The sequence below is a fragment of the Ohtaekwangia sp. genome, from assembly GCF_036786105.1.
Taxonomy (GTDB): Bacteria; Bacteroidota; Bacteroidia; order Cytophagales; family Cyclobacteriaceae; genus Ohtaekwangia.
Genome location: NZ_DAIQRQ010000018.1, coordinates 1 through 17,937 on the forward strand (window position 1 = coordinate 1; position 17,937 = coordinate 17,937).

The 17,937-nt window shown below is 45.0% G+C and carries 10 protein-coding genes; 5 read left to right on the forward strand and 5 right to left on the reverse strand.

Translation table 11 applies throughout. From position 1 onward, the window contains the following. Positions 1 to 245 precede the first annotated feature (245 nt). From V7Q33_RS10205 to V7Q33_RS10215, 3 genes are all read right to left on the reverse strand, one after another. Complete coding sequence (locus V7Q33_RS10205; protein WP_333819768.1) at positions 246 to 4,481, reverse strand: hybrid sensor histidine kinase/response regulator; 4,236 nt, start codon at positions 4,479 to 4,481, stop codon at positions 246 to 248. Between the two features lie 346 nt (positions 4,482 to 4,827). Further along, on the reverse strand, positions 4,828 to 6,732 hold the full coding sequence (locus V7Q33_RS10210) for an SPFH domain-containing protein (RefSeq protein ID WP_333819769.1): 1,905 nt from the start codon (positions 6,730 to 6,732) through the stop codon (positions 4,828 to 4,830). Positions 6,733 to 7,191: 459 nt separating this feature from the next. Next, positions 7,192 to 8,364, reverse strand: a complete 1,173-nt coding sequence (locus V7Q33_RS10215; protein ID WP_333819770.1) for an NUMOD4 domain-containing protein — start codon at positions 8,362 to 8,364, stop codon at positions 7,192 to 7,194. Positions 8,365 to 8,794: 430 nt separating this feature from the next. Between V7Q33_RS10215 and V7Q33_RS10220 the strand changes: the two genes are divergently transcribed. From V7Q33_RS10220 to V7Q33_RS10240, 5 genes are all read left to right on the forward strand, one after another. Beyond that, positions 8,795 to 9,739, forward strand: a complete 945-nt coding sequence (locus V7Q33_RS10220) for a trypsin-like serine peptidase (protein WP_331975028.1) — start codon at positions 8,795 to 8,797, stop codon at positions 9,737 to 9,739. Next, entirely contained in the window at positions 9,726 to 11,747 is a 2,022-nt protein-coding gene (locus V7Q33_RS10225; RefSeq protein ID WP_333819771.1) for a phospholipase D-like domain-containing protein, read from the forward strand. The genes V7Q33_RS10220 and V7Q33_RS10225 overlap by 14 nt, the downstream gene beginning before the upstream one ends. 27 nt (positions 11,748 to 11,774) lie before the next feature. Next, positions 11,775 to 12,797: a DUF2278 family protein gene (locus tag V7Q33_RS10230; RefSeq protein WP_331979951.1), complete on the forward strand. Its 1,023-nt coding sequence runs from the start codon at positions 11,775 to 11,777 to the stop codon at positions 12,795 to 12,797. A 324-nt stretch (positions 12,798 to 13,121) separates the two neighbouring features. Further along, positions 13,122 to 13,970: a universal stress protein gene (locus V7Q33_RS10235; RefSeq protein WP_333819772.1), complete on the forward strand. Its 849-nt coding sequence runs from the start codon at positions 13,122 to 13,124 to the stop codon at positions 13,968 to 13,970. A 147-nt stretch (positions 13,971 to 14,117) separates the two neighbouring features. After that, positions 14,118 to 14,555: an RrF2 family transcriptional regulator gene (locus tag V7Q33_RS10240; protein ID WP_331979955.1), complete on the forward strand. Its 438-nt coding sequence runs from the start codon at positions 14,118 to 14,120 to the stop codon at positions 14,553 to 14,555. Positions 14,556 to 14,859: 304 nt separating this feature from the next. Here the strand turns inward: V7Q33_RS10240 and V7Q33_RS10245 are convergent, their stop codons facing one another. Both V7Q33_RS10245 and V7Q33_RS10250 read right to left on the reverse strand, forming a co-directional pair. Then, positions 14,860 to 17,028: an OmpA family protein gene (locus tag V7Q33_RS10245; protein ID WP_333819773.1), complete on the reverse strand. Its 2,169-nt coding sequence runs from the start codon at positions 17,026 to 17,028 to the stop codon at positions 14,860 to 14,862. A gap of 5 nt (positions 17,029 to 17,033) precedes the next feature. Beyond that, positions 17,034 to 17,936, reverse strand: a complete 903-nt coding sequence (locus V7Q33_RS10250) for a PorP/SprF family type IX secretion system membrane protein (RefSeq protein ID WP_331979961.1) — start codon at positions 17,934 to 17,936, stop codon at positions 17,034 to 17,036. Between the last annotated feature and the right edge of the window lies 1 nt (position 17,937).

Genomic DNA, 17,937 nt, shown 5'->3' on the forward strand with positions numbered 1-17,937 from the left:
AAATTTGTTTCCCACAGATTTCACAGAATTACACAGAAGCGTTATCTGTTACACGTTAATCGTTATCAGGAAGAGTATATTAACGGTTACCCTAAACGATCTGTGTTATTCTGTGAGTTCTGTGGGAAATAAAATGGATTTTGTTCTCACATCCCGATGACTATCGGTAATGGCCAAGAGTACCCAAGTACGGTGAATACTATTGCTATACACCTGTCCATCGATTCATAGGTATATAGCAAGCCCTAAAGCGCTCTGGCCTGTGTTTGCAATGTTACTGCCCACTTCTCGAGGGTTTTCATAAGCTCTTCGAGGTTTACAGGTTTACTGATATAGTCGTTCATGCCGGCTTTGAGGCATTGCTCGCGGTCGCCTTGCATGGCGTTGGCCGTCATGGCAATAATGATGGGTTGGGCGCCCGGATGTTGGCGTATTCGTTGTGAAGCTTCCAGCCCGTCCATCTCCGGCATTTGTACATCCATCAAAATTACATTATGCCCTGTGGTTGTAAATGCTTCAATGGCCTCCAGCCCGTTAGACGCTATATCCGGGGTATATCCCAGTTTATTCAATACATGTTTCGCGAGTTTCTGGTTTACCGGGTTATCTTCTGCTATGAGTATATGTAATGGAAACTGTAGGGCAAAATCATTGCGCAGTGTCTGCTTTCTTTTCTCTTCCTGCACAACAGGCTTATCGTGTCGGCGAAGGCTTGTAATAATGCTCTTATACAGAAGGCTGTGCTTTACGGGTTTTGAGAGAATGCTGGAAAAGATACGGGTATATTCTTCGCTGCGATCATCGCCGATAGAGCTCAGCAACATGATTGGGAGCTCCGGATATTTTTGACGCACCATTCTGGCGAACTGCAGCCCATCCATTTCCGGCATTTGCATATCCGTCATGATCAAATCAAAATCCTGCGAGTTTCTGAGTATTTCCAATGCTTCTTTTGCTGAACTGGTAACTACCGGCTCGGCATTCCAGAAATGCAATTGATTTTTCAGAATCAGTCGATTCGTTGCGTTGTCATCTACAATCAACATTTTTTTATGCGACAGAGCATCTTTGTCATGTGTATACTGTTCCTGCTGTTCACCCAATCGTGTTTTTATAGTGAAGAAAAATGTAGTCCCCTTCCCTACCGTACTCTCAATCCATATACGTCCATTCATGAGCTCCACCAGTTTTTCAGATATAGCAAGCCCTAACCCGGTGCCTCCATATTTTCGTGTGGTGGAAGCGTCTACCTGCGAGAAGGCCCGGAACAAGCGGTTGAGTTTATCTTCCGGTATACCTATACCTGTATCGTGCACCTCAATGAGCAGCTCATACTCATCGTTATGTTTATTCTGCATGTGTACACTAACAAAGATCTCACCCTGGTTGGTGAATTTTACTGCGTTACCAACCAGGTTTATTAAAATCTGCCGCAAGCGCAAGCTATCGCCTACAATATGATCGGGCACATCGTGATCCAGCTGGTAGATCAGGTCGAGGCCAAGGCTGGCAGCTTTGTTGGCAAAGAGGTCCAGCACATCTTCCACACAACTGCGAAGACTAAAATCCTTTTCTTCCAGCTCCATTTTACCGGACTCTATCTTGGAGAAATCCAGTATATCGTTGATCACTCCCAGTAAACTCTCGCCTGAACTGCGAATGATCTCGGCGTATTCGCGTTGCTCCCGTGTGAGGTTTGTTTCCGCCAGCAATGAAGCCATTCCAATCACACCGTTCATCGGCGTTCGTATTTCATGGCTCATGGTGGCCAGAAATATACTCTTGGCGCGGTTGGCGTTTTCAGCTTCTATACGGGCAGCTTCGGCTACTTCGCGCTGCTCCTGTATCTCATCGTTTATACTCTGCAGAAATTCAGTCTGCGCCTGCAACTGCTCGTTAAGCTCGTTCATGCTGTATGCCTGTTCTTCGAGTGCTTCCTTGCGTTGCACCGCTTCGGCAGTACGTATCTTTACCTGGCGCTCCAACTCTTCGGTTTGCTCGCTCGCAGCACTTATGCGCAGACGCATAAACAGGTATATACTTCCCACAATAATAAAAACCGCCAGTGTACGGAACCACCAGGTGAGCCAGAAGGGTGGCGTAATCACAATCTTTATACTGGCACCCCGTTCATTCCACAGTCCATCGTTGTTGGATGCTTTAACGTGAAACACATATACTCCCGGATCCAGGTTTGTATATGTTGCTGTTCGCTTGTTGCCTGCATAGTTCCACTCCTTGTCAAAGCCATCGAGTTTATACGCATACTGATTTTTTTCCGGCAGTATATAATTCAAGGCTGTAAACTCCAGCGTAAAGACAGACTGATCGTACGAAAGTATAATTTCATGTGTAGCATTGATGTGTTTCTTTAGAATGGAATCGCCTGTATGATTGGAGATCGTTTTATTGAATATTTGAAAATCGGTGAAATATATAGGTGGTATAAACGTATTATCCCGGAGGCTATCCGGATAAAATGCATTCAATCCGTTAGGGCCGCCAAAGAACATTTCTCCATCGTTTGCCTTAAAGCAGGAATGTGATTTAAATTCATTTCCCTGCAATCCGTCTGCCGTGCTATAGTTTCTTACACTCTTCGTTTGGGGAGAAAATTTGGAAAGCCCTTTATTTGAAGTGATCCACAGGTTGCCATGATTATCTTCCAGCATACTGCGAATCATGTTGTTGGGAAGGCCGTCTTTCTCGAAATAAGATGTAAAATTATTCTCTTCGCTGTTATACAGGCTTACACCACCGGCAGTGCCGAACCACATATTGTTATTATGGTCGAGCAGGATACACTCCACTACATCGTGGCTTAAGCTTTTTGGATCGGCGATGTTATTTCGAAAACACACAAACTGCCCGGTTCGCTTATCGAACATATTGAGTCCAGACCCGGTGCCCACCCATATATTGCCCTTTGCATCCTCACCTATGGAATGAATAAAGTCATCGCTAAGACTATTCCTGTCGCGGGGGTTATGCTTATACCAGGTAAAGTCGCGTGTCTCCGGATGATACAATCCTATACCTCCTCCCCATGCGCCAATCCAAAGTCTGGAGTCGCTGTCTTTAAATACAATGTTAAGCGTAGTGGTTGCGAGGCTTCGCGGGTTGCCTTCCTCAGGCATGTGGTGTATAAATTTACCTGTGCGTGTATCAAACAGATCGAAGCCACCACGATGATATCCCAATGCCAGTACTCCCGGGCTCGCTTCTACAACCGAAAGCACATAGTCGCTTGCAAGACTATTAGGGTTTGCAGGATTATGTCGGTAGCTGGTAAATGTTTTGGTTGCCCGGTTGAAGCAATTCAATCCGCCACCATCAGTGCCAATCCAGAAATTTCCCTTGCTGTCGCCGGCAATGGCAAGAATAATATTACTGGAAAGACCCTTGTCGTTTGCTACCTGGGTATATAGCTCAAACTTCTGGCCGAAGCGTGGAACAAAATTAACGCCTCCAGACCATGTGCCGATCCACATATTGCCGATATCATCTTTATAGATGCTATAAATAGAATTGTTGCTTACACTGCTCTCATCAAACAGATTGTGTTGATAGGTTGTAAAAGTTTCCGTCTTGTAATTAAAGATACTGATGCCACCGTTCTCCGTACCAATCCAGAGTCTTCCGCCGGCATCCTCCGCAAAGGAAAGTATATCATTATACCCCAGACTGTACGGATCAGAGGGATTGTGATAATAGTTTTTAAAGTTATCGGCGGCCTTATTATACAGTGCTATACCTCCGCCTTGTGTGCCTACCCATACGTTTCCTTTTGCATCGGTGTATACACTTTTTATCCAGTTCGCCCCAACGCTGTATGTGTCTTCGGGGTCGTGTACATAGCGCTGGTATTTTCCTGTTTCCGGATTGAAACGATTTAACCCATCCTGTGTGGCAATCCACAAATCACCATCGGTGTCTTCGGTGATCTTGTAAATATAGTTCTGGTTAAGACTGAACTGCCCCTTGTCGTTATAGAGATATTGTTTAAATGCTTTGGAGTCTCTTTCAAATAAAAACAGCCCGATGGTGGTGCCTAGCCATATTCTGTTCTTCTTATCCTGATAAATGTCTCGCACCGAGATCAACGAGTCCGTGGGACTATAATGCATAAAGATATCACGCTCACGGTCGAGTATATCCAGTCCGCTGCCAGTAGCAACCCACAGGTGATTCTTATCGTCTTCCAGCATATCGTACACATAGTTATTGCTGATGGAAGTGGTATCTGCCGGGTCGTGACGATATACATTAAATTCGTATCCATCATATTTATTGAGGCCTTCATCTGTGGCAAACCACATGAAACCTTTGTAGCCTTTCAGGATGGCATTGACGTGATCTTGTGAAAGGCCATGGGAGGTATTGAGATGCCTGAATTTTATACTTTTTTGCTGTGCCAGTATAATACCCGGCCCAAGTATAAGTGCAAACAGAATATATATAATATACCGAACAATATGCATAACAACTGCTGATAAACGAAGGAATATACCAACCTCAGCTCAGACAAGAGGCATCGGCACTGCCGGCTCCGCGGAATTGCAATTTGTATGCGAGTGCACAGGCAGCTATTGTTCCGAATATACAAAAACTATTTTCACCCAGAACGCGGACATTAGCTTTTCGCGCAGAGAAATATGTTAGTGGTTAGATGTTCAAACTTAAAAGCTACTGGCTCCGGCCGCCAGCTACTGGAGGGGTGAGTGTGTGTTAAGAGTGTGCTTACATTCTGTGAAATTCTATGAAATCCGTGGGAAACAAAAAAGACAGCGATTGTACGCTGTCTTTGGTTTAGCATTGATCTTTACCTTACGCTTTTGCTTCGCCTTTTTTGGGGTCCATCATTTCCATAAGCTTTAATCCCAGCAGTCCGTCCATGGCGTTGCCATTTCCGTTGGCACCTCCGATCAACACATCGGGTATAAGTTTGATGTGCCCCTTCGAAAGCTCTTCGGTAATTTTATACCTCGTAAAGTTTTCACCACCCAATGCTTTCACCGCGAGTTCGTATGCCTCTGCAGTAGATTTACCAACGGCGAGAATTTTCTCTGCTTCTGCATTACCGGTTACAGCAATCTGTTCAGCTTGCGCAGAGGCTTTCAGTTTGATCGCTTCTGAATCCGCCTGTGCCCTGGCTTTCGTTGCTTCGGCTTCTGCGTGTGCCCGCATCTTGGTAGCTTCTGCTTCTGCACTCACCGCGAGCTTAACACTCGCAGCATCACCTTCCGATTTTTTTACCGTTGCGTGCGCTGTACGCTCGGCAATCTCAACACTCTGTTGTGCGCGCACAATATCTTTCTGCATATCGGCAATGGCCGTTTCCTTCTCCATACCCTGGCGCGTTTCCTGTGCTTTCTTCTGTGTATCGTAGGTAATCTTTTGTTCTTCTGCAATCTTACGGTCAGTCAATGTTTTCATCAATGACTCCGGCGGTACAATGTCTCCAATCAGCGTATCTACTGCATTTACGTTATACTCATCCAGTACTTTTTTGATGTGGAACTTCGCTGACTCCTGTCTTTCTTTACGTGTGCTCAAGAAGGCGATCACGTCACTATCCTGCGCAGAGTTACGGAAGTAGTTACCAATGGTTGGTTCCAGTACCTGCGACACAAGGTTGATCATATTACCGAAGCGTGCAATTACTTTCGGAGCTTCTGTAGTGGGTACGTGAATGATCTGCGCTACGTCCAGGTTGAAAGGGAAACCGTCTTTAGATCGCACTGTGATCGTTGACAGGTTTTTATCCAGGTTGTGTGCTTCGCTGCGTGCACTCGCCCAGTTCAACACCAGATTGGTGGTAGGCACAAGCTCTACCTTCATGGTATATTTGTTGATCGGATATTTACCAGGGCCGAGCGGTTCCAGCCATACGCCTTTATAGCCTTTCTCCACAATGTTACCGTGCTTAAACTCTTCACCGGTAAGGTCATGGCCGTCCTGTCCTACATACGAGATCACTACACCTACATATCCAATCGGAATTTCGGTCATCCATATTTCTTCGATTTGCACAGCCCAGGGGTTCAGGTTATACGAACCTGCGAGTATCACCTGCGGTTGCAGACCACGATTACCACCGTTCTTGATAAACCTATTGAAGTCCTGGAAGTTGTTGTGGCCTTCTACCATTGTACCTGCGATCTGTCCGGGCTCGATGGGCAAACCATCCAACGTGGTAACTATACCTACGCGACTCTCCTGTATGCGCACCATATCGGTAATCGATACCTGGAATAATAAGGTGTTGATACGATATGAACCGGAAGTAATATAGTTCGCCTGCCTACCGCGTTGGCCGCCATTGTTCAGGAACTTTTCTGCATCCTGGTAATTGTCGCTGTCTACACGCAAGCCGAGTATATTACCGGTAGGAATTTCCGCACCGTCTTTCGCCAGCACGAGGCCTATCTTTCCTTCGGGTATAATCGTGAATTGCTCCATATTTACTTCGTATTGCCACACCCACATTCCGAAATATAGTCCGGGTGCGAGCGTCTTTGCCTGAAAGCCGGCTTCACCTTGCGTAGCTATAATTCGGCCATCGGGCAATTCGCGATGCGGGCCAATCAATACGAATTTCTTTGTTACCAATCCGATCCTGTCTTCCGGCACAATGACCATACCGAACAGGAACCTCAGTATATATTTGTACAACACGATACAGATAACCACAAGGGGTATCCACAAATAACCTAGAATAGGATTTGTCATAAATTAGATTTTTTAAAATAGTTTAGTTTACAATTAGAAATAATATATAGTACTATATCAGGGTAGTAATGAAGGAGGAGAAATCTTGCTGATCTTGCCTGGAATGAGGACTCTGTTCCGGTTGGTATACTTCCACAAAAAGGAAGAAGTATAGGGTGTAGTAAATGCTGTTGTTTTCAATGTATTCGAAACTTGTCATTATCAAGCTCCGATACCTTTTAAACTTTATCAGGAATCAAAATGTTACGTAGCTGATTTCATATTTATTTATCCACAAAACAGCGTGGAACTGTAACCTTTACAGAGTATATATAAAATTCTGCTATAGCCTGTAGTGGCGACAGGAATGCTAAAAACGGCGATTACTGCCAACGATTATACTGTTCTGAAATGATCTTCCAGCTTTCACCATAAAATGTTTCACACAATGGGAACTATAGCAGCGAACGGTGCAAACGATTACTCCCTCTCGCGCACTTTTTTAAACGACCAAACGCCACGTTTAAGCATCAGGTTTTTATAGTGCAGATTTAGAGAGTTACCATCTTTATAGTATACGCGCGTAGAAGAATCGGCCAGATCAAATTTCCTGACGAACAGGTAATATACCAGGCGGGGCACGGAGACTAACTTTTTTACACCATTGCTGGCCATGCAGGCAAATGCACTGCCAGGGATTTCTTTTCCTTTTGGTCCGGGTCTGAAATCGATCGTAAGGCGCTGAATGCGTTCTGGCATCCACTTTTGTTGTTTGCCTTCGGAAATTTTCTGCAATGCTTTTACACGCCCCAGAGACGACACCTGGTATAAGCCTTCGTAGCCGGGCACATCGAGCCAACGCTCACCTTTCATGGTTTGTGTAGAAAGATTCAGATAGGCCGGTGGACTTGTCCGATCGATTTTCTTTAATCCCAACCGCTCTTGCAAGCCTGTGTTAATGCGTTCCTGCTCGGTATTGCGACTTATTTTGCTGAGGTTCAGCTTGCGGGTATGTATACCGGCTTTCCAGAAGAAACCTTTATACATGTGATCGGTGCCACTTACTACCGCTGCAATGTTACGTTCGTTCAACCCCGTCTTTTTACCTGCTTCATACATGCTGGCAAAACTCTCGATCGGGTTGCCGGCAGCGTCAAACTGTGTTACGGGTTTACTTAACACCGAGAGGTGGCTTACTGCTCTTCCTTCTTCATACGAAAGAAGCTTGATGGTTTGAATATCTGATTTAACAAGATTGGAGATATGTACATTACGGCCATCGTGATCTTTATAAGATATATAGATGGTATGGTCTTCCAAGTCAAACGGTTTTCCAAAGGTATAGTATACCAGCCGTGCTACAGAGAAGTGAAAGGTCATGCCATCTCTGTATAATGTGATGAGCAAGGTATACAAGTTCTGCCCGATGGTCTTATTGAGCTTTACATCCAGTTTGGATTTCCGGATCATCTCTTTGGACATGTATACTCCGCCATGCGGGGAGTTCATGACGCGCTCACGCGGCATCGACTTTACACGACCGTAATTTGATATTTTATATAACCCTTCAAAATCTGGTATATCTTTCCATTTTTCTCCGGGCAGGTTGGTAAGCGCTATATTCTGATAAGGAAATATCCCTTTGGCATTCATAGCGTAAAATTAATGCTTGTTGCTGCCGGTAGTATTCGCAGGGAAATCCGTATTTATACGGAGATGTATATCATGTTTTTACTAATATCTCCGTAAAATCGCCTATACTTCATCCAGCTTAACCGCAGATAACCATTTCATGTGATCGGTTATTTACATAGAATTAATATCAGCCTGTTGGTGAATATTTAGCAAACCGCTATATTCGATGCAGATTCCTTGACCGATCGTTGTTGTTGATCTATAGCCCACCTGGAATCGAAATAAAACATAATAAAAGACTAAACAAATGAGCGCCACGCTTTGTGGTGATTGTTTGGATTTGCTGTTGTGACAATGCTTATGGATTGGAAAATTTTTAGTGTGCGGGGAATGGCAAGCTTGTGGCAAGGCAGATGGTTTCGAAATCGCCTAACCAAAAATATACTATATGCCAGAACCCGTTCTTGACAATCCCAACCTGGACGATCTTATCTCCAGCGACACGTATGTGCCCAAAGGCGATGAAGAAGCTGCTCTCATCGAACCTGTTTTAACCGCACCGCCCGCAGTAGTAACCCGCACATTTGCCACGTATACCGAACTGCATCTGCCTGCGCGCACCGGAAGCGGGGTAGCTCCGCAAACCATTATGCCGGAAACATCGCCCCTGCGTACGTTATCAGATGCCGCAGTAGGTTCGTTTGGTGATCAGACGCTGGAGCTTATCATTGGCAACGATGATCGCAAGAAAGTGCCCGATGCTTCGGAACTTCCCTGGCGCAAGATTGCTGCACTGGTTATTACCTCTCAATCCGGGTCGCAATATGCCGGCACCGCATGCTTTATCAGTCCGCGTGTATTGCTCACGGCTGGCCATTGTGTTTTTCTGCACGATGCCGGTGGCTTTGCCAAAAAGATAGAAGTTATACCGGCCTGGGGCAACAACAAACAACCTTTCGGTAAATATGAAGCTACGCTTTTCAAGGCTTCGAACGGCTGGGTAAACGATCGTAATTCGGATTATGATTATGGTATAATCATTCTCGATGAAGATGCTCACCCTTCCATCGGATGGTTCGCATTTGCAGCAGCATCCGATGAACACCTCAATCAACAGATTGTAAATGTATGCGGCTATCCGCACGATCCAGACAAGTGGCCCAATCAATACTACCATGCGCGGGAGATCGATCGGTCATCCAAACACAAAATATACTATACGGCCGATTCTACCGGCGGGCAAAGTGGTGCGGGGCTATGGCTTACGCTGGGCGAAACCGAGCGCGTGATTGTGGGTATACATACCACCGGCAGCAGCACCACCAATTTTGGTACGCGTATAACCGAACCGATGTTTAACAATTTTAAGCGTGTAAAAGATGAGTATCAATAGCGACAATAAAAAAGTGACCGATATATTCAAGCCGCTTTTCGAACCAGGATCAGCAGATATAGCGGGGGCTGTACCCATACACACCAATGGTAATGGCAACGGACACGCTATAAATCTGGAACAATTTACCGGTACACTTCGCCTGGATGAGCAGCCCGAGCTATACCTGCTGGGTGGTGGTAAACTTCAGATCGTTTCGGGCAACGGGCCGCTTAATCTCAGTGAGTTCAAAGATAAATCGGTAGTAATCCGGGGTTTACAGCAAGGAGCTACCATCATTAGCAAACGCGTGTCTTTACTTTCGCAGGCACCGTCTGCTATACGGACGATGCGTACGCGCAATACGCAGATGCAGGCACTCGCAGAAGTGGTTGTTGATTTCCTGAATACATACAAAGGCAAAGCGGCCGGCTTGCTTACCGCCCGGCCCGGGTATAGGTTCGACAATGGTATCATTACCCATGTACCTGCCATTGTAGCCGTTGTAGAACGAAAAATTCACAAGGCATCACTCACACAACAGGATCTGCTTCCCTCCACGTTTAAAAATTACCCGGTAGATGTAGTACCCGCCTCTCCCATCGATATACTCCAATATCATTCGAATGCAAAAGTGGAGTCTGCCGTGATTCAGCAGCTCCGTTCTGTACAGGAGCCAACCTTCCTCGAATCATTAGCAGCACCGCAGCAGGAGGCAGCCGTACTGGAAGCAGCATCGCTCGGCAACAATTATATACCGCCCACCAATGTTACGCTGGAAGAAGTGCAGGCGGCCATGACGCTTACCTGCCACGTAAGCCCTGAAGCTGGCTGGACAACCTTAGGGCCATTTCTCGATGACACACAGGAGCACCTGCAGGTAGCGATGTACGATTTCTCGGCACCACAGATTTATAAAATGCTGAAGAAAATTCTGAAACGCGGCGTAAGCCTCACGCTGGTATATGACGGCAACCCTGCGGCCAACGTGGGAGAGGGAACCAAAGCAGATGATGTAAAAGAAGATACGATCATTGCCGGCCTCACCAAAATCGGCAAGCAGAACTTCAAGAGTATAAAAGCGTGGAAAGGAAAGAATGGTATATGCAACAATGCGTATCATATTAAAGTAGCCGTGCGTGATAAAAAATCGTTCTGGCTATCCAGCGGCAATTGGCAAAGCTCCAATCAACCCGATGAAGATTTCGCTTCCGACAATGCATTACTGAAAGACTATAACCGCGAGTGGCACATCCTTGTAGACAACGCGAAACTCTCGGATATATACCAGAAATTTATTGAGTGGGATTTCACCCGCAGTGCCGCCAAACCCGAGGCAGACCTTATCGAAACGTTTGAACTGCCCGATATGTATCTGCCGGAAGAAACCCTGGAGTGGAGCGAGATTGCCAAGTATAGAATCTTTCCGCCGAAGAAAATCACGTTTACCAAAACACGACCGGTGCGCATACAGCCGGTGCTAACACCTGATAACTATATCGAGCATGCGTTATCCATCATCCGGTCGGCCAAGAGCACGCTATATTTTCAGAACCAGTATATAACCATTGGTGAAACCATTACACCGGAGTATGAAGAATTACTCAACACGCTGATGGATAAGATCAACAATGCAAACATCGATGGGCGAATTATACTGCGTGCCCAGCGCAGCGATCAGGACCGCAAGATGCTGGAAGCGCTACAGGCGTATGGTTTTGATATGAGCCGTGTAAAAATGATGAGCAACACGCACACGAAAGGTATTATTGCCGATGGCGAACGCATTCTCATCGGCAGCCATAATTACTCGAATGCCGGTGTGCAGTATAACCGCGATGCAAGCCTGCTGATCTATAACGATGTGGTAGCACATTATTACCAGGATGTATTTCTGCACGACTGGGAAAGACGTGCAAAACCTTCTGTGAAAGAAGAATCGGTTATCCTTGGCAATGCCGGTGAAGAAGCATCGCTCCTGGATGATGGCCTGAGCAAGATCAGCTGGAAAGAATATTTCTCTTCTTAATTCTACAAACCCTAAATATTTACAGTTATGCCTATTAAAAATTATGGAGTATTGAAAGGAAAGGCGGTAGACCGGATTCAGGCTACACCTTCCAACGAACATTTCCAGATCAAGATTGACGCGGGTGGCGAAATACACCGCATTGCTGTGAACGTAAAATCACAGGTGAGTCCGCCGGAAGTATTGTTCTACATGGATGACGATTTTCACCATGCTATTCTGCAGGATATACTGAACGAAGATCTGCGCGATGGCTTTACCCCTGTTCCTTCGCGTGTAGATTCTATAGCGCTGGACTTTATCCGCAGAAATCTATTTCCGCCTGATGCCATGAAGCCTATACCTTATAACAAACCGGGCGCTGATAACGACCTGAATGAAAAGGTTGATTTCTATATTCAACAAGCCATCCAGGAAGACGATGCACGTATATATGCTTTTGGTGAAAAATGGGGACCGGAACAAGGCAAGCCCGATCAATATTTCCACTTCACTCCTGGTAATGGTATACATGATATACACATGAACCAGGGCAACACCGGCCGCTATGCAAAAGACAATGGTATATACCAGGATGGTGGCTTGCTGCTACACTTCCCTTCCAAAAATAAATGGGTAGCGGTGTTCATTGCCTTCCAGGTGCAGGTATGGCATACAGACGATGTTACGGGCAACCCGCTGGCCGATGTGCCACAGGGGCAGGAACACCAACCCGAAAATTCTACACCCGTGCGTATCATTGCGGCCATGGTTAATCCGCGCAAGGCAGATGTAGGCAAAGAGTATGTTATACTGCTCAACACATCCGACCAGCCCATTAATCTGGAAGGCTGGAAGATTGTAGACAAGACCAAAAAGAATACGGATGTAATCGATCATAAAACGATTAATGCCGGCGATGTTGTTCGAATCAATCTGACCGGCAAAGGTGCACAGCTTGGCAACAACGGAGGCATTATCACTTTGTTGAATAAACAGGGAATAAAGATTGATGGCGTATCGTACACAAAGAAGGACGCTACAAAGGAAGGGCACCTGGTTGAGCTTTAAATGGCTACAAGGCGGCCGGCTTCAGGCTACTGGCCGATTGAGTTAAAATTTTTGATGTATTTATTTAACCCTTGTTCTAACCAGAGCAGGGGTTATTTTTTTATGGGAAACGAAATAGTGAACGGGAACGACCACGGAGTAAAATTCGTTATTGCTAAAAATGAGCCTGTGCGTTCATTCAGGCTTAGTGTTGTTTTGGTGTTCCCGGCCTGTGGATCTGCACCGTTAGTTTCAGCATCGTGCAACTTTCGTTGCAGATCATGCTATGCCATCCGGCATTCTCAATTTTGCAGTTGATTTTCTTTACAGTAAAAAGATCACGTCATGAAAAAGATTCTGGTCCCCTGCGATTTTTCCGGCACGGCTGCACAGGCTTTTGACCTGGCTGTTGAAATTGCCACAAAAAATAAAGGCGAAGTAATGGTGATGCATGCCATTGAATTTGCGCCTGCGTACGAAACGTCTTTTGTTGCCCAACCTTATGTATACAATGCTGCTTTGCAGGAAGAGCTGGAAAAAGATGCGCAAAAAAATTTTGAAGAACTGATACGATCGCACAACGTTGACACGGATGCGGTGACGATCAGTTTTTATACCGATCATGGGCCGCTTACAGAAACCGCCACGCAATTTATAGAAGATCATTCTATAGACCTGGTGGTAATGGGTACACACGGTGCCACCGGGTTGAAAGAATTTTTTGTAGGATCGAATGCTGAAAAGATCGTGCGCTTCTCGCATGTACCGGTGTTGGCTATAAAATCACCTGTAGCACTGGAGTCGCTTCGCAGCATTGTGCTCCCAACGTTGCCAGACCTTAGCCACCATCATTTTGTGGCCAGGGTAAAAGAGCTTCAGGATTTTCTGCAAGCACAGTTACACGTGCTGTATGTAAATACACCGGTAAATTATCGCCCGGAAAAAGATATACGTGCCGAGCTGCACACCTTTGCCGAGTACTATCATTTTGAACGCTGCACAATAAATGTGATTACCAGCACAGACGAGCCAGCAGGTATTATCTCCTTTACACATGATGCGCGTGCCGATATGATTGCTATGGCTACTCACGGCCGCAAAGGACTGGCGCACTTCTTTTCCGGAAGCATTGCCGAAGATGTAGTGAACCATGTAGATTGCCCGATATGGACTTGTGAGCTGGGGCAGGCATAATGCATCTGCTGCACGCAATACATTTAAAAGAGGCTTTTTTCACAAAGCCTTTTTTATTGCCCTGCCGCTATAGCACAAAACACGGGCAATGCTGATGAATATATTTTTATACTTTAAATCGATACCTTTACGCAGAACTCATTAACCATGCTTTCGAAGAAATGTCAATATGCACTGCATGCACTGCTTTACCTGGCCGAGCTGGACAAGGGTGCTTCTGTTACCATTGGTGAAATAGCCGGGACTAAAAAGATTCCGAAAAAATTTCTGGAAGTGATTCTGCTCGACCTGAAGAACTCCGGCATACTGGGCAGTAAAAAAGGAAAAGGAGGCGGCTATTATCTGAAACAAAGCGCCGATACTATCCGCATTATTGAAGTGATCCGATTGATTGATGGCGCGGTGGCCATGCTACCTTGCGTTTCGCTTAACTTCTACGCATCATGTGGTATGTGCGAAGATGAGCACACATGCTCCATCAACCGGCTCTTCGGCCAGGTGCGCGATGAAACACTCAAGATACTTTCCGGCAACACCTTGTCTGACCTGGTGAATGGATCGCTCTCAAAAAAACTTCTTACTTAACTCTCTTGTAGGAATATAGCTACACCGCTATTTATCCGCAATATTCACATTCGCTCGCTGTAAACCTCTGTTCAATCGTACACTGCCGCTCAGGAAAGCAAAGAATGAAAGTATAGCCTTGATATGGCTGGCGATTGGAAGTATCGAAGAAGTATATATCTGATACACAGCTGCCACCCGCAGGCTACCCAGGTGTATCATTTATATACTTCAACGCTTCCTCTGTTGCCTTTCATTCTTTTGCAAAAGACAACATGATATAGTTTATGACAGACAAATTCCGTGAGGAGATCAAATCCTGTTGTCAGTCAACTATACTGATAACAATAAATTCTGTCCTCCTGTTTAACTGATGTTCGGCTTCAGAACATTTCACATTGTTCGAACAACCATTAACCAGTTTCGATTCACCATATCCTTTACCCACAATGCGATCAGGCGAAATACCTTTGGATATAATGTAACTTGCAGAAGCCTTTGCTCTTCTGTCCGACAGCGATAGATTGAAAGCATCACTTCCTCTGGCATCGGTATGGGAACCAAGCTCTATTTTCATCGCAGGATTCTCCATCATCACAGCCACTATTTTATCAAGTTCCTTCGCTGCATCCGGGCGAATATTTGACTTACCAAGATCAAAATAAATTGGATTTACCTTCAGACTCTTTTCGGTCTCTGTATCCTGATTATTTTTCTTCTCTTTTAGATCTGCACGATCCGGTGTTTTATTTGTCTTACTATCCGCAAGTGCAATAGGAAGTGAGGACGAATCTTTTTTCGAAAGAATAGCATCAACCCGTGTTGAGTCACCAGGTTCCATTCCTTCGGTGGAAACCGATTTTGTATAAGGAATATAGTTATTCTTATCAGCCTTCAGGCGATACTTCTGGTCAGGCTCGACAGGGAAAGAATAACTTCCATCTGCGCCTGTTTCCACAACAGCAATCTGCTCTTCCTTCTCATTCAAAAGAACAATGGTTGTTTGAGGCAATACTTTGTTCGTTGAATCTTCTTTGGCGATCCCTTTCAGGAAATATGATTTGACAAGTGGCGTTTTCGATTTAAAATAATAGATATCATCCAGTGTTTTATTCCAATTTCTTCCCGATGAAAAATACCCGGTTCGGCCATCATCCCTGACAATTAATCCAAAATCATCTTTACTTGAATTTATAGGAGACCCAACGTTGCGGGGAGTGTCAAATCCCTGTCCGGAATTTCTGGCATAGAAAACATCCAAACCTCCCAAACCACCCCAGCCATCGGAAGCAAGAAATAAATTACCCTGCTCATCAACAAAAGGAAACATCTCCTGACCTTCTGTATTTACTTCCGCCAGATTTTGTGGCTTACTCCAGCCGTTCGGGCTCCAGTTGCAATACCAGATATCAGTACCGCCCTTCCCACCGGGCATGTCGGAGGCAAAAAATAAAATTTTATTATCGGGACTTAACGCAGGATGCCCCACCGAGTATTGATCGCTGTTAAACGGAAAACCTTTTACTGACCATGTCTCGCCTTCCCGTTTTGCTGTAAACAGTTTGAGCTTGTTTACTCCCTCGCTATCGGTTTTATATTTACCCTTATAGTAATTGTTTCGTGTAAAGATTACAGAATCCTCGCCGTTGAAAAATACCAGAGGCCCTTCGTGATATTTTGTGTTTATGGCATTGCTGAATTTAACCAGGCGAGTGCCATCCAGCTGTAAAGAGTCGTTATGTACTGGTCTGTTAAAATAACCCAGCGTGCGTGTATCGTTACTGGTTTGATAGGTATAGTCGCTGTGTGTCTGCGGAACTACTGAACTCTTTTTTTGTTTACTTCCCACTTCAGCGCTTTCATTCGCCTTGTAAACATCACTGGTGTCCTTCAGGTAATAGATGTCGAGGTAAGCACTTTGATTCCAGTCAAAGGTCTTCGTTACTTTTCCGGATCTGCGGTCTGAGCAAAATAAGATACCATTCTTATAGAAGGCAGGAGAAAAATCGTCATTCCTGGAATTAACAATCAAAGGTTTAATAACAACCTTCAAAGAATCCTTATAAAGCTTATCCCGATTTTGAAGTGCAGCAGCATATCGCAGTCCGCGAGCATCACCTCCCTTTTCGCTAAACAATTTGAAGTACTGGATCGACTGCTCATACTTGCCATTTTTTGCCAGTGCCGATGCGTATTTAAACAGCCCATTCTTGTCTGCAGGGTTTTCGTCAATCAGTTTTTTATACAATCGTTCTTCATTTCCGGAATCATTGATCTTTGAATATGAATCTGCAAGCTTTTCAATCACCGGTGTATCATGCGGTCGCTTTGCCAGCCAATTTTCGTACAAGGGAATAGCTGCAGCATAGTGATAATTTTCATAAAATCGATCTGCTTCTTTTAGTGTGAAGGAAACCTGACCCCTTGCATCAAATTTTCCAAACACGAAAAACAACATCGAGAAAACTAAAGAACCTTTATAAAAATGGGTCATGGCATTTAGAAATAACGTGGTGTAAGAATTTTTTTCTTTGTGGATCCGAATTCATAGCGAACCATAATTTCATGACTTCCGCTGCTATAGCCTTTCAGTCGTGTCAAGGTCATATCATAAGCATATCCAAATCTTAACTGCTGATTGATTTGAAATTCTGCCAAGCCTATTATAGCATCGCCGGTTCTGTAAGATGCACCTACCGCAACCCGGTCATAAAACCAGGCGTTGATATTAAAATCTGCTTCCAGCGGCGCACCCTGAACATATTTCATCAAGATGGAGGGCTTCAGCGCAACAACATCAGAGGTATGTAACACATAGCCCGCCATTCCAAAAAAATGTTGTTTCTGAATAGACTCTGTGCCGTCAATGATAGTATTGTTAATAAGATGAGGAGAAGCGAATCCCAGGTAAAATTTATCAGTGCTATAGTAAATTCCCGCACCAAAATTTGGCAGCCATTCATTAACATTCTGCATGAAAACCTGGTCGCCAGACGTTGTGGTTTTCAATGACAGGAAGTTCGCTCTCATATTGGTAAAACCAGCCTGAAGACCGAAAGCCAGCGTGCTTCCGTTCAGAAACCGAATCCGGTATGCATAACTGGTATATAACGAGTTGTTTTTTGTAACGCCTATCTGGTCATTCACGACAGAAATGCCAAGGCCAATTTTTTCGTGCCATACAGGAAGATCAGCTGTAAAGGTGGTAGTCTTGGGCGCACCTTCAATTCCAACCCATTGCCAGCGCCGAAGTGCCGTAACACTCAGTACATCCCGACTACCCGCATAGGCCGGATTGACGGAGAGCATATTGAACATATATTGCGAGTACTGGGCATCCTGCTGTGCAAATGCTCCGAAACTGAATAGACTTCCAATTATGAATGTATATATCTTTTTCATT